This is a genomic window from Brevibacterium sp. K11IcPPYGO002, assembly GCF_050920635.1.
Classification (GTDB): Bacteria; Actinomycetota; Actinomycetes; order Actinomycetales; family Brevibacteriaceae; genus Brevibacterium.
In genome coordinates this window covers 2631426-2643687 of record NZ_CP131929.1, presented here as the reverse complement: position 1 = coordinate 2643687, position 12262 = coordinate 2631426, and the positions used below count along the sequence as shown (strand labels likewise).

Annotated in this window: 13 protein-coding genes; 12 read left to right on the top strand and 1 reads right to left on the bottom strand. The window is 65.8% G+C overall.

Annotated features, from left to right (window positions below):
• The first annotated feature begins 98 nt into the window (after positions 1 to 98).
• From rplS to QYM46_RS11940, 9 genes are all read left to right on the top strand, one after another.
• Positions 99 to 440, top strand: coding sequence for a 50S ribosomal protein L19 (gene rplS, locus QYM46_RS11980; protein WP_025777317.1), 342 nt, complete (start codon positions 99 to 101; stop codon positions 438 to 440).
• A gap of 31 nt (positions 441 to 471) precedes the next feature.
• Positions 472 to 1095, top strand: coding sequence for a signal peptidase I (gene lepB, locus QYM46_RS11975; protein ID WP_169252680.1), 624 nt, complete (start codon positions 472 to 474; stop codon positions 1093 to 1095).
• A gap of 314 nt (positions 1096 to 1409) precedes the next feature.
• Positions 1410 to 2117 carry a signal peptidase I gene (lepB, locus tag QYM46_RS11970; RefSeq protein ID WP_432789101.1) on the top strand — a complete coding sequence of 236 codons (708 nt, stop codon included), beginning with the start codon at positions 1410 to 1412 and terminating at the stop codon, positions 2115 to 2117.
• A complete protein-coding gene (locus QYM46_RS11965; RefSeq protein WP_432789100.1) occupies positions 2117 to 2929 on the top strand; it encodes a ribonuclease HII in 813 nt (270 codons plus the stop codon). The genes lepB (QYM46_RS11970) and QYM46_RS11965 overlap by 1 nt, the downstream gene beginning before the upstream one ends.
• Positions 2926 to 3243 carry a DUF2469 domain-containing protein gene (locus QYM46_RS11960; protein WP_025777313.1) on the top strand — a complete coding sequence of 106 codons (318 nt, stop codon included), beginning with the start codon at positions 2926 to 2928 and terminating at the stop codon, positions 3241 to 3243. The genes QYM46_RS11965 and QYM46_RS11960 overlap by 4 nt, the downstream gene beginning before the upstream one ends.
• Positions 3244 to 3412: 169 nt before the next feature.
• Complete coding sequence (locus tag QYM46_RS11955; RefSeq protein ID WP_432789099.1) at positions 3413 to 3832, top strand: YraN family protein; 420 nt, start codon at positions 3413 to 3415, stop codon at positions 3830 to 3832.
• A complete protein-coding gene (locus QYM46_RS11950; protein ID WP_432789098.1) occupies positions 3829 to 5475 on the top strand; it encodes a YifB family Mg chelatase-like AAA ATPase in 1647 nt (548 codons plus the stop codon). Before QYM46_RS11955 ends, QYM46_RS11950 begins: the two co-directional genes overlap by 4 nt.
• The gene (dprA, locus tag QYM46_RS11945) at positions 5472 to 6701 is read left to right on the top strand and encodes a DNA-processing protein DprA (protein WP_248278920.1); all 1230 of its coding nucleotides are present in this window, start codon (positions 5472 to 5474) and stop codon (positions 6699 to 6701) included. The genes QYM46_RS11950 and dprA overlap by 4 nt, the downstream gene beginning before the upstream one ends.
• 27 nt (positions 6702 to 6728) lie before the next feature.
• The gene (locus QYM46_RS11940) at positions 6729 to 7799 is read left to right on the top strand and encodes a tyrosine recombinase XerC (RefSeq protein WP_432789097.1); all 1071 of its coding nucleotides are present in this window, start codon (positions 6729 to 6731) and stop codon (positions 7797 to 7799) included.
• Positions 7800 to 7862: 63 nt separating this feature from the next.
• On the opposite strand, the gene QYM46_RS11935 is transcribed toward QYM46_RS11940, so the two are convergent.
• Positions 7863 to 8930 carry a D-alanyl-D-alanine carboxypeptidase family protein gene (locus QYM46_RS11935; protein ID WP_432789096.1) on the bottom strand — a complete coding sequence of 356 codons (1068 nt, stop codon included), beginning with the start codon at positions 8928 to 8930 and terminating at the stop codon, positions 7863 to 7865.
• Positions 8931 to 9479: 549 nt separating this feature from the next.
• Between QYM46_RS11935 and rpsB the strand changes: the two genes are divergently transcribed.
• From rpsB to pyrH, 3 genes are all read left to right on the top strand, one after another.
• Complete coding sequence (rpsB, locus tag QYM46_RS11930; protein ID WP_169252674.1) at positions 9480 to 10388, top strand: 30S ribosomal protein S2; 909 nt, start codon at positions 9480 to 9482, stop codon at positions 10386 to 10388.
• A gap of 33 nt (positions 10389 to 10421) precedes the next feature.
• Complete coding sequence (gene tsf, locus QYM46_RS11925) at positions 10422 to 11249, top strand: translation elongation factor Ts (RefSeq protein WP_169252673.1); 828 nt, start codon at positions 10422 to 10424, stop codon at positions 11247 to 11249.
• 212 nt (positions 11250 to 11461) lie between these two features.
• Entirely contained in the window at positions 11462 to 12214 is a 753-nt protein-coding gene (gene pyrH / locus QYM46_RS11920; protein WP_248278918.1) for a UMP kinase, read from the top strand.
• Positions 12215 to 12262 lie beyond the last annotated feature (48 nt).

The following is a 12262-nucleotide window of genomic DNA, read 5'->3' as shown; positions in this document are numbered from 1 at the left end:
GTCGACGGGGAGAGATCCCGACAGACGATCCAGCTACCGGTTCACCGGTCCGATATGCGTGTCCTCGACCTGAAGCAGGGGCCACAGGAGAAACCACAATGCAGAAGCTCGATGTTGTAGATGCAGCCTCGCTGAAGTCTGACGTTCCCGAATTCCGCCCGGGCGACACCCTCAACGTTCACGTCAAGGTGATCGAAGGTTCGCGCTCGCGTATCCAGGTCTTCAAGGGAATCGTCATCCGTCGCCAGGGCGACGGCGTTCGCGAGACCTTCACCGTTCGTAAGATCAGCTTCGGCGTCGGTGTGGAGCGTACCTTCCCGGTGCACTCGCCCAACGTCGACAAGATCGAGGTCCTCACCCGCGGCGCAGTGCGCCGTGCGAAGCTGTACTACCTGCGCGAACTGCGCGGCAAGGCTGCTCGCATCCGCGAAAAGGCCTGATTTGCCCGGCACTGTGGGAGATGATCACACGGTGCCGAACAGACATGAAGACGCGACCTTCGGGTCGCGTCTTCTGTCTTCGGCACGGTTCTGGAAGACGATTGCTGCGATCGCCGTCGTCATCATCGTCCTCGGCGGATCGATCCGCGGGTTCGTCATCCAGCGCTTCACCATTCCGAGTGCCTCGATGGAGCCGACGCTCAAGGTCGACGACTCGATCACGGTGTGGCGTCCGGATGCCCTGCGGGGTGACCTCCAACGCGGAGACATCGTCGTCTTCGACGGTCGCGGATCGTTCGTCGACGATGCGCTGCCCACACCTCTGCAGAAGATCGGCTCGTGGGTCGGACTCGGCCCCCGGGACGTCTACTACGTCAAACGCGTCATCGCCGTCGGCGGTGACAGCCTCGAATGCTGCGACGCGAAGGGGCGTCTGCTGCTCAACGGCAAACCTCTGCGCGAAGACTATGCCCCCACCCCCGCCTCGGCGGTGGAATTCTCCATCGAAGTCCCCGACGGCACCATGTGGGTGATGGGCGACAACCGCAATGAATCCGCCGACTCCCGGTCGCTGCTGGGACGGCCCGGTGGGGGATTCATCCCCACCGATCGGGTCATCGGCCCCGTGATCGGACACGGCTCCTCGATCGACTGAGCGCCGCCTCGGTGAGGGCGGGTCCAAAGTGCAAATGCGGTGATTTCGATCGGTGCGTATGATCTTCGAACCCGCGGGAGCTGACACGCGGTGCTCATACTCCCGTCCCGACCTGTCACACGCGAGGTCGGGAGCCCGCCTCGGTGAGGGAATTCGACGGCAGCCGGACACGCTCAGGGACTGCCTGAGCGTTCGCACTCAACTGCACTGCGGCTGAGCGTGAGGCTCCGGTCGTGCTGATACGCTCGGTTCAGTCCACAGCCGCAGTGCTGATCCGAACAGCCGCAGTCCTGGTCCGATGTGAAAGCGAACGAATGACAAGCGAATCCGAAGCTTCCCCGCCACCCGCCTCGAAACGGTTCGCGCGCGGGCTGCTGGAGACCCTGGCGATCATCGTCATCGCCCTGCTCATCTCGACGGCGCTGAAGACGTGGGTCGTCCGCGCGTTCTACATCCCGTCCGAATCGATGATGACCACCCTCCAGGTCGATGACCGGGTCCTCGTCAACCAGCTGGCTCACCGCTTCGGACCCGCCGACCGCGGCGACATCATCGTCTTCGACGACCCCGATCATTGGCTCTCGGCGGCCGAGACCGCCGAATACACGCCCAACCCGGTCCTCGAATTCATCGGATTGGCCCCCGCGGACTCGGGCAATCAGCTGATCAAACGCGTCATCGGCGTCGGCGGTGACACGATCAAGTGCTGCGACGCCGAAGGTCGCCTGCTGGTCAACGGCGAACCGATCGACGAAACCTACCTCGATGAGGGCACCGCCCCCTCGGAGGTCGAATTCGAAGTCACCGTGCCCGAGGGCCACTACTGGGTGATGGGCGACAACCGCAGCAACTCCGCCGATTCCCGCTACCACATGGACACCGACCCCTATGTGGCCGAAGACGACGTGGTCGGCACCGTGTTCCTCATCAACTGGCCGTTCAAACACTTCAGCTGGGTCTCGACCCCCGACGAGGTCTTCGCGGACGTGCCGGACACCGCCGAGGGAATCACCGGGAACTGATGGCCGCACTTGGACTGACCGACCTCAGCGTCGAACGCGGACTGCTCAGCGAGGGATTCGATTTCGTCATCGGCGTAGACGAGGTGGGCCGCGGCGCTTTGGCCGGGCCCGTCGGTGTCGGTGTCGCCCTGTTCGATCTGCGCGCCCTCACCGCCGCCGAGGTACCCGCCGGCATCCATGACTCGAAGCAGCTGAGCGCGCAGTCGAGGCAGGAGGCCACCGAGCGAGTGCGATCGTGGGCGACCGCCGCGGCGGTGGGGTCGACGACTCCTGCCGAACTCGACGAGGTGGGGATGACGATGGCTCTCAACCTCGCCGGACGCCGCGCCATGATGTCGATGCTCAGCGATTGGGCGGACCCGCGTTCCGAGGGTCATTGTTCGATCGGTTCCGAACAGAACGGTTCGGGCGGTGTCGATGTCGATGGCAGAGCCGCCTCGGTGGGCGAATTCCCTGACCGTACGATGGTGCTCCTCGACGGGCGCCACGATTGGCTCTCGGCCCCACTCACCCTCGATTGCCTGGGGATATTCGGAGACTGTGCCGACCTCGAACTGCCGCCGGTGCGCACCGTGATCAAGGGCGACGGCTCGGTTCCGGCGATTGCGGCGGCAAGCATCGTGGCGAAAGTGGCACGCGACGAGACGATGATCGCCCTCGCCGAGGCTCATCCGCACTATGGTTGGGAATCGAACGTGGGATACGGGACGGTGAAGCACCGACAGGGCATCGCCGAACTCGGCCCCAGCATCCACCACCGGAGAAGCTTCCGCCTGAGCGCGGACTCAAGAGCGAAGGAGGGCCTGTCATGAGTGCCGATGATCTTGACGACTACGAAGCGCAACTCGAACTTGCGCTGTACAAGGAATACCGGGACGTCGTCGGTCTCTTCGCCTATGTCGTCGAGACCGAGCGTCGGTTCTACCTCGCCAACCATGTCGACCTCAAGGCCCACAACGACGCCGGCGACGTGTACTTCGAACTCACCCTGCGCGACGCCTGGGTGTGGGACAGCTACCGATCGGCGCGGTTCATCAAGACCGTGCACGTGCTGACGTTCAAGGACGTCAACATCGAAGAGATCGCGAAGTCCGATCTCGAACCGCCCACGGCGATCCGCGGCTGAGGCGGCTTCCTCGCATCATCGGCGGAGCCCCAGCTCAACCACTCGCGCACCGATCGCTGTGGACGCCGCTCTGACTTGACCGTCGTGGGCCTGTGGACGGTCGGGCGCCGTCCACAGGCCCATTTTCTGCTCTTCCGCACAGCCACGGCGTCGTGGTCATCTGACCGACATGGGACGGATACGAACACCCGGTCGGACACGAGCGTCGAAGAGCACGCGGACCGTGAAGGGCCTGCGTAAGCAGGCGCTCGGCAGCAGGGGAGAGGACCTCGCGGTCGCGTTCTTGGAGGACGCTGGTCTGGTCGTTCTCGAACGCAACTTCCGGTGCGCACGAGGAGAGCTCGACATCATCGCCCGCGACGGTGACACCGCGGTCTTCGTCGAGGTCAAGACACGGCGCACCGCACTGCTGGGATCACCGCTGGAAGCCGTGACCCGAACCAAACTCGCCCGCATCCGCACACTGGCCGGGATCTGGCTGAGCGGGCAGGACGAATACTTTCCGGCCACGCGCATCGATGCGCTCGGAATCATCATGGAACCGCGCGTCCAGTACTTCCACTGCCCGAACATCCAGGTCGACTCATGAGCGAGGGGGTCCCGGGACAGGAGGAACCGCCGTTCGAGCAGGCCGAGCCGGACGAACCGCGCGAGCCGGACGAACAGGCCGGGGCCGACGATGTCGAACCCGCCTCCTCGGCGCACACCATCGGACGGGCCTCCGCCGTGGCACTGTGGGGGCTGACCGGGAAGATCGTGTCGATCGAAGCCAGCGTCAGCGCGGGACTGCCCGGAATCGACATAGTCGGACTGCCGGATGCCTCGGTGAGCGAATCGCGCAAGCGACTTCGGGCAGCCCTGGCCTACCTCGGAGAACCCGTCGCCACAGAACACCTGACAATCAATCTCACCCCTGGAACAGTGCCGAAGATCGGCACCGGATTCGACCTCGGCATCGCCGTCGCCGTGCTCAGAGCACTGTCCCTGATCACCACCGAGGACACCGGCGGCGTCATCCACTGCGGTGAGATCGGGCTCGACGGCAGAATCCGTCCCGTCACCGGAGTGCTCCCGTCCCTGCACACAGCGCTGCAGGCCGGTTTCGACCGGTTCGTCGTCCCCATCGGCACTGCCGACGAGGCACGGCTCATCGGACGCGCCAGAGTCCTCCCGGTCGCCTCTCTGGCCGAGGTGGTCAATGCCTATGGCGGATCGATGGCCGTACCTGCACTGCCGGCGGTCCTCGACATGGACCGACCCGTCCCCGTGGCCCCGGAACTCCACGATCTCTGCGAAGTCCAAGGACAGGCCGAAGGGCGATTCGGCCTCGAGGTCGCCGCCGCGGGCGGCCACAACCTGCTCATGCGCGGCACACCTGGAGCGGGCAAGACCCTGCTCGCCCAGTGCCTGCCCGGAATCCTGCCGCCGCTGAACGACGATGAAGCCGTCGAGGTCGCCGCCGTCCGCTCGCTGCGCGGGGAACTCGACGGCAGCGACGGACTCGACCACCGGCCCCCGTTCGAAGCACCCCACCACCGCAGCACCGCCTCGGCGCTCATCGGCGGACGCCGACCCGGAACTGTCGGAGTGCTGAGCCGCGCCCACCGCGGGGTGCTGTTCATGGACGAAGCTCCCGAATTCTCCCGCGACGTCCTCGAAGCCCTGCGGCAGCCGATGGAATCCCGTCGCGTCCACATCCACCGTGCGTGGGGATCGATGGTGCTTCCGGCCTCGTTCCAACTCATCATGGCTGCGAACCCCTGCCCCTGCGGGGTGGGGATGGCCGGGGTCGGTGCAGACTGTCGATGCACCCCTCTGGACAAACGCCGCTATCGCAATCGGCTGTCGGGGCCGCTGCTCGACCGGGTCGACCTGCAGCTCGAACTCTTTCCCGTCTCCCCGGCCGACCTCCGCCTCGGCGGGGACCAGGAGACGAGCGCCACAGTGGCGGCCCGCGTACTCGACGCGCGGAACCGGCAGGCCGAACGCTTCGCCGACTGCGACTGGAGGCTCAACGCCGAAGCGCCCGGAGCCTGGCTGCGCGACCACTTCGCACTCACACCGGCAGACCTGTCCGATCTCGACCGGGCGCTCGACACGGGCCGGATCACCATGCGCGGCTATGACAGGGTGCTGCGTGTCGCCACCACTCTGGCTGATCTGGCCGGGAAACCCGGTCCCGACCCCGACACGATGAGAACGGCGCTCGCCCTGAGGACGCAGGAGTCATGACCATGAACACTGATGAGGACGTCCGCGCAGCCATCGCCTCACTGCTGCGCATCGGTGAGCCCGGCGACGGTCTGCTCAAACGGCTCGTCGACGGAATCGGTCCGGTCGCCGCCCAAGGGATCATCATGGCCGTCGGCCGCGGTGAGACCACCGCTCACGAAGCCGTCCACGGTCTGACAGTCACCGGCACCGAGGCGGCCGAACACGGGCAGATGCCCGAGGCCATCGACCGGTGGGCGGTGCGAGCCGGGGACGTCGAGACGAGAGGGGATGATCTGGACAAGATTGCGAGAATCGGCGGCCGACTGGTCATTCCCGATGATGACGAGTGGCCCCGAATGCTCGACGACCTCGGTCCCGCAGCACCCTTGGGTCTGTGGGTGCGGGGAGCTGCCTCCCTCAGCACCGTCCTGGCTCGAGCCGTCGCCGTCGTCGGGGCCAGAGCGGCCAGCAGCTACGGAACCAAATGCGCCTCTGACCTTGCATGGGACCTGGCGGCTCGCGGAATCACCGTCGTGTCCGGAGGCGCATTCGGCATCGACGCAGCCGCCCACCGAGCCGCCATCGCCAGGGAAGCGCCGACGGTGGCATTCATGGCAGGGGGAGTCGATCGCTTCTATCCGGCGGCGAACGCCGACCTGTTCGAACAGATCCTCTCCACCGGCGCCATCGTGTCCGAGACGGCACCGGGAATGACGCCGATGCGCCACCGGTTCCTGCTGCGCAACCGACTCATCGCCGCCTCGGCGCAGGTCAGCGTCATCGTCGAAGCCGGTTGGCGCAGCGGAGCACTCAACACCGCGCGGCATGCCCTCGAACTCTCCAGGCAGGTCGCGGCCTTCCCCGGGTCCGTGTACTCGGCGTCGTCGACCGGGGCCCACAAGCTCGTGCGCGAGCACGAAGCAGAACTCGTCACCTGCAGCGACGATGTCATCGCACTCATGGACGACGAGACTCCGGCGCTCTTCGACGCGACCGCGGCGGGCGCCGCCGCAGAGAACGGAGAACGTCCGCCGCCTCCCGACCCCCGTGAAGCGCTTGATGAGCGGGAGAAGATCTGCCTGAATGCGCTGACCGTATCGAAGCCGCTCGACGTCGGGACCATCGCCTCTCGGGCAGGACTGACGATCGCAGATGCGCTCAATTCGCTGACTACTCTCGACCTGGCCGGAATGGCCGAACGCCGCGACACCGGATGGGTGAAACTGCGCACGTCCCGCGGCTGAGCCCGACCGTCCACGTATCCTGGGGACGTGAGCACATCTTCGACCGTCGCCGAGGTGGTGACAGGCTATGCCGACCACCTGCGGTCTCGTGACGTCTCCGAGCACACCGCTCGCGCCTACGTCGCCGACGTCTCCGATTTCCTCGACCACGCCGTGCACTCGACGAAGCTCCGACGCGGGACCGAGGGAGGACACCCGTCGACGACGTCCGGCGCACGCATCGATCTCGCCTCAGTCGAACTCGATGATCTGCGTTCCTGGCTCATCACCCTCGACGATGCCGGCGCAGCGAAATCGACGGTGGCTCGCAAGATTGCCGCTGTTCGCTCCTTCTTCGCCTACGGCGTGAGCAACCTGGGGCTGTCGAACAACCCGGCGGCACGTCTGCGGACTCCGAAGAAGGACTCCCGGCTGCCCACAGTGCTCAAACCGCAGCAGGCCGCCGACCTCATCTCCGCTGCCGAAGGCCCGCGAACCGGAGACACCGACGCGAGCGATTCGGCGGCTGGCGGCGCCACGACGGGCGACACGACGGGCCCCACGACGGGCGACACGGCACAGGGCGACACGGCACAGGGCGACCCGCTCGACGCGGCCAAACGCATTCGCGATGCCGCGATCCTCGAAATGCTCTACGCCACCGCGATCCGCGTCTCCGAACTGACCGGACTCGACCACAGCGACATCGACGACCGCGCATCGATGATCACCGTGCTCGGCAAAGGCGACAAAGAACGTCGCGTCCCATTCGGCGCCCCGGCACGCAGAGCCCTCGACGACTGGCTCGCCACCCGCGACCTGTTCGCCGGTCCCCACAGCGGCGACGCACTGTTCCTCGGCGTCCGTGGAGGGCGCATCGGTGCGCGGCAGGTGCGCGAACTCGTTCACCGCTACGGCTCCGACGACCCCAGTGCTCCCGACATCGGACCGCACGGTCTGCGGCATTCGGCGGCCACGCATATGCTCGATCGCGGGGCCGACCTGCGACAGATCCAAGAGCTGCTCGGCCACTCCACGATGAGCAGCACGCAGATCTACACCCAGGTGTCCATGCAGCGGCTGCAGGACACCTACCGGCGCGCTCACCCGCGAGCCTGAGACCCACCGTGACGCACTTGGCCGGCAGAGCCATGGCGGAAGCGTCGGCCTGACCGAGGCGCTCTACTTCCGGAATTCCCAATGCCACGGCTCGGGCAGCGACCCCGTCTGCCGCGCCCAACCGGGATGGATCCACCCGAACCTCGGCGCATTCGCCCGCATCCACTGATGTTGCGCGGTGCCGAAGGAATTGATCCCGCTGCCGAGGTCGACCGCCAGCGCCCACCCATGATTCGACGTTCCCGGTGTCGCCGCCATCCGCCCTTTCCGCCGTTTGAGGATCACCTGCGTGGCGTAGTCCCGGTAGGCGTCGGTGACCGAGATCGGGGCACCGAACCGAGCCTCGAACGCTGTCGAGAGCCGATCGAAGGCCGCTTGAGCATCGCAGCGCAGCATCTGCCCGGGAGCCGACTCCAACGCACACATCGCCGAGGCGGGAATCCGCCCATTGCGGTGACCGCCCCACGCTCCGGCACCGGAGGCGGTCGAATCCCCGCCTCCTCTCGGTTCTTTCGCAGGCTTCCGCGACAGAGGCAGCAGCGCAGACTTCTCCTGACCGAAGAACTTGCCCGGATCGACGTACCTCTTATCGCTCGCGGCCGGCCATGCTCCGATGTGCAGGCACGAACGCCGACAGTGGCCACCGTTGCCCACCGTGCCGATCTTCTCGCCGGCGGCAAATCCCTGACCCTTCTCCAACGACGTCGCGGCCGGCTGGAACGTGAGCACATGACCGGACTCGGTGAGAATGCTGACGGTCGCAGTCCCCGCCACCGTGCCGGCAAAGCGGATCGTCCCTCCCGTCGGTGCCCGCAGCAGTTCGCCAACGACTGCGAGCACGTCGATTCCGCGATGGCCGGTCAGCCACGGCTTGTCCGGAGGATCGAATGCTTCGATGATCTCCATCGCCGGCACCGGTGTGACCCAATTCGTCGGAGCACTCCTCGGCATACCGCCCTGCTGCATTGTCGACGTAGGGGCCGCGGCGCTCGCCGTCGGGGGAGTGCCCGTGAGCACAAGTGCCGTTGCGATGATCGCGGCAAGAAGCAGTGACTGCGGTGAGCCCAGGCTTGAGCGTCTCGCTCGAAGGCGGAACAGCAGGCGGAGGCGGTCGAGCGCGAAGTGAGTCATGGGAGCATGCAAACCCGTCGCGCAAGGTCGTGTCATCCGCGAGTATCACCCCTGTGGACGATCCGCCTCCCTCCACAAGGCGCCGACGTTCGAGTCGCACGCCAGTCCACAGGAAGCGATGGTCGAGTGCACCGAATCGACGGCGATTCAGGTCCCCACGACCGACGGGACCGGTCGCCGCGGCTCCCACTCCACCGAACGATCCACAGCTGCCGACGCACGAGTCGATGCGTTGATCCGCATCGGTGGGCCGCCTCGGCGGGGGATCGACCGTGATTGGAAATGACTTGCCCAACCGGGATAGACTAAGTCCAGCAGAAGCGTGTCTTCTGACTACGCGTATCCGAATTCTTCTCCTTCCCGTGGTGCAGGCAGCCGTCAGGTGTGCCTGTGGGGCGGACGAACCGGGTACCAGGAATCAACCGAAAATGTCATCGACGCATCCCGTCGATCGAATCGACGCGGACCATTAGGGGTTCGCTGTGAGCACGATCGACGCGCGCGTGACGTAAAAGCACCCCGAGGGTGCACAGAAAGGAGGGCGTCGGCATGGCCGTCGTCACCATCCGCCAGCTGCTCGACAGCGGCGTTCACTTTGGACACCAGACCCGTCGTTGGAACCCGAAGATGAAGCGCTTCATCTTCACCGAACGCAACGGCATCTACATCATCGACCTGCAGAAGTCGCTGGGCTACATCGACAACGCCTTCGAATTCGTCAAGGAGACCGTGGCCCACGGCGGCTCGATCCTCTTCGTCGGCACCAAGAAGCAGGCCCAGGAATCCATCGCTGAGCAGGCTCAGCGCGTGGGCCAGCCCTACGTCAACCAGCGTTGGCTCGGCGGTATGCTCACGAACTTCCAGACCATCTCGATGCGTCTGCGCCGGCTGAAGGAACTCGAAGAGATCGACTTCGACGACGTTGCAGGTTCCTCGCACACCAAGAAGGAACTGCTCATCCTGCGTCGCGAGAAGGACAAGCTCGAGAAGACCCTCGGCGGCATCCGCGACATGCAGCGCACCCCGTCGGCCGTCTGGATCGTCGACACCAAGAAGGAACACCTCGCGGTCGACGAAGCCAAGAAGCTGGGCATCCCGGTCATCGGCATCCTCGACACCAACTGCGACCCGGACGACGTCAACTACCCGATCCCGGGCAACGACGACGCCATTCGCTCGGTCTCGCTGCTGACCCGCGTGGTCGCCGACGCCGTGGCCGAGGGCCTCATCGCCCGCCACTCCTCGGACGACGCCAGCGGAGAGAAGAACGTCTCCGCCGTCGAGCCCATGCCCGAATGGGAGCGCGAGCTCCTCGAAGGCAAGACCGAAGAGGAGCCCGCCGAGGCTGCCGCTCCGGCTGCCGACGCCGCTGAAGCCGCTCCTGCCGCTGAAGCCGAGAACGCTGAAGCTGCTCCTGCCGCTGAAGCCGCCGACTCCACCGAGTCGACCGAGTCCTGATTTCGTTTAACTCCACCATCCTGAGGAGAAAGAATGGCAAACTACACTGCCGCTGATATCAAGGCACTGCGCGAGAAGACCGGCGCCGGAATGATGGACGTCAAGAAGGCTCTCGACGAGGCCGACGGCGACCAGACGAAGGCCATGGAGGCCCTGCGCATCAAGGGCCTCAAGGGCGCCACCAAGCGCGAAGGCCGCTCGACCTCCGACGGTCTGGTCGCGACCTCCGTCGAAGGCGGAGTCGGCACCATGATCGAGCTCAACTCGGAGACCGACTTCGTGGCGAAGTCCGAACCGTTCGTCAAGCTCTCCGAAGAGGTCCTCGAACTGGCCGTGGCGAACAAGGCCGATTCGGCCGAAGCGCTGCTCGCCGCCGAGACCGACGGCAAGCCCGTCTCCCAGTTCATCACCGAATCCGGTGCCTCGCTGGGCGAGAAGGTCGAACTGCGTCGCGTGGGCCGCGTCGAAGGCTCCAAGGTCGCCTCCTACCTGCACCGCACCAACAAGGACCTGCCCCCGCAGGTCGGCGTGCTGCTGGCATTCGAGGGTGACGACGAGACCGTGGCACACGATGTTGCCGTGCACATCGCCGCCATGGCCCCGAAGTACTTCTCCCGCGAAGACGTTCCCTCCGATCTCGTCGAGAACGAACGTCGCATCGCCGAAGACACCGCGAAGAACGAAGGCAAGCCCGAACAGGCTCTGCCGAAGATCATCGAGGGTCGCGTCAACGGCTTCTTCAAGGAGAACTGCCTGCTCGACCAGGGATTCGCCAAGGATCCCAAGCAGTCCGTGGCCAAGGTGCTCGAGGCTGCGGGCGTCAAGGCCACCGGCTTCCTGCGCTTCCGCGTCGGAGCCTGATGCACCACTGACCGTGAAGCAGACTGATCTCTGCTTCCCAGGTTCACCGAGTGAGTGAGAACTCACCGGCGAAGCGGGGTCGGACCAATCGGTCCGACCCCGTTTTTCGCTAGACTGACCCAGACGCCCGATCACAGGCACCCGAACACCGAGGCCCGAACACAGTGACGATCCCACCGGGTACAGACCTGCCCGCACGGAAGAAGGACTTTATGACAAGCACCCCTGTTCACGAATCCAGCTACGCCAGCCGCGCGGTGCGCACTCATCGCCGCCGTGTTCTGCTCAAGCTCTCCGGCGAGGTCTTCGGCGGCGGCAAGATCGGCGTCGATCCCGACGTCGTGGCCGCAGTCGCCCGCGAGGTCGCTCCCACCACCGAGGATGTCGAGGTCAGCATCGTCGTCGGCGGCGGCAACTTCTTCCGCGGAGCCGAACTCTCCCAGCGCGGCATGGACCGCACCCGCGCCGACTACATGGGCATGCTCGGCACCGTGATGAACTGTCTGGCCCTGCAGGACTTCCTCGAACAGGCGGGTGTCGACACCCGCGTGCAGACCGCGATCCCGATGTCGCAGGTCGCCGAATCCTATATTCCCCGCCGCGCCATGCGGCACATGGAGAAGAACCGCGTCGTCATCTTCGGCGCCGGCGCCGGACTCCCGTACTTCTCCACCGACACCGTCGCCGCCCAGCGCGCACTCGAGGTGCACGCTGATGAGGTCCTCATCGCCAAGAACGGTGTCGACGGCGTCTACACCGCCGACCCCAAGGTCGACCCGAACGCCGAGAAGATCGCCGAGATCAGCTACCAGGACGCCCTGCAGCGCGGTCTCAAGGTCGTCGATGCGACCGCCTTCAGCCTGTGCATGGACAACAAGCTGCCGATGCACGTCTTCGGGATGGAAGGCGACGGCAACCTGCGCAAGGCCATCATCGGTGAGAAGATCGGCACGGTCGTCCACTGAGACACGGACCACCGAGGCGGACATCTCCGCCGAGGTGGCCCGACACCG

Coding starts and splice junctions, on each gene's coding strand:
- rplS (WP_025777317.1), top strand. CDS start 99: ATGCAGAAGCTCGATGTTGTAGATGCAGCCTCGCTGAAGTCTGACGTT.
- lepB (WP_432789101.1), top strand. CDS start 1,410: ATGACAAGCGAATCCGAAGCTTCCCCGCCACCCGCCTCGAAACGGTTC.
- QYM46_RS11965 (WP_432789100.1), top strand. CDS start 2,117: ATGGCCGCACTTGGACTGACCGACCTCAGCGTCGAACGCGGACTGCTC.
- QYM46_RS11960 (WP_025777313.1), top strand. CDS start 2,926: ATGAGTGCCGATGATCTTGACGACTACGAAGCGCAACTCGAACTTGCG.
- QYM46_RS11955 (WP_432789099.1), top strand. CDS start 3,413: ATGGGACGGATACGAACACCCGGTCGGACACGAGCGTCGAAGAGCACG.
- QYM46_RS11950 (WP_432789098.1), top strand. CDS start 3,829: ATGAGCGAGGGGGTCCCGGGACAGGAGGAACCGCCGTTCGAGCAGGCC.
- dprA (WP_248278920.1), top strand. CDS start 5,472: ATGACCATGAACACTGATGAGGACGTCCGCGCAGCCATCGCCTCACTG.
- QYM46_RS11935 (WP_432789096.1), bottom strand. CDS start 8,930: ATGACTCACTTCGCGCTCGACCGCCTCCGCCTGCTGTTCCGCCTTCGA.
- rpsB (WP_169252674.1), top strand. CDS start 9,480: ATGGCCGTCGTCACCATCCGCCAGCTGCTCGACAGCGGCGTTCACTTT.
- tsf (WP_169252673.1), top strand. CDS start 10,422: ATGGCAAACTACACTGCCGCTGATATCAAGGCACTGCGCGAGAAGACC.
- pyrH (WP_248278918.1), top strand. CDS start 11,462: ATGACAAGCACCCCTGTTCACGAATCCAGCTACGCCAGCCGCGCGGTG.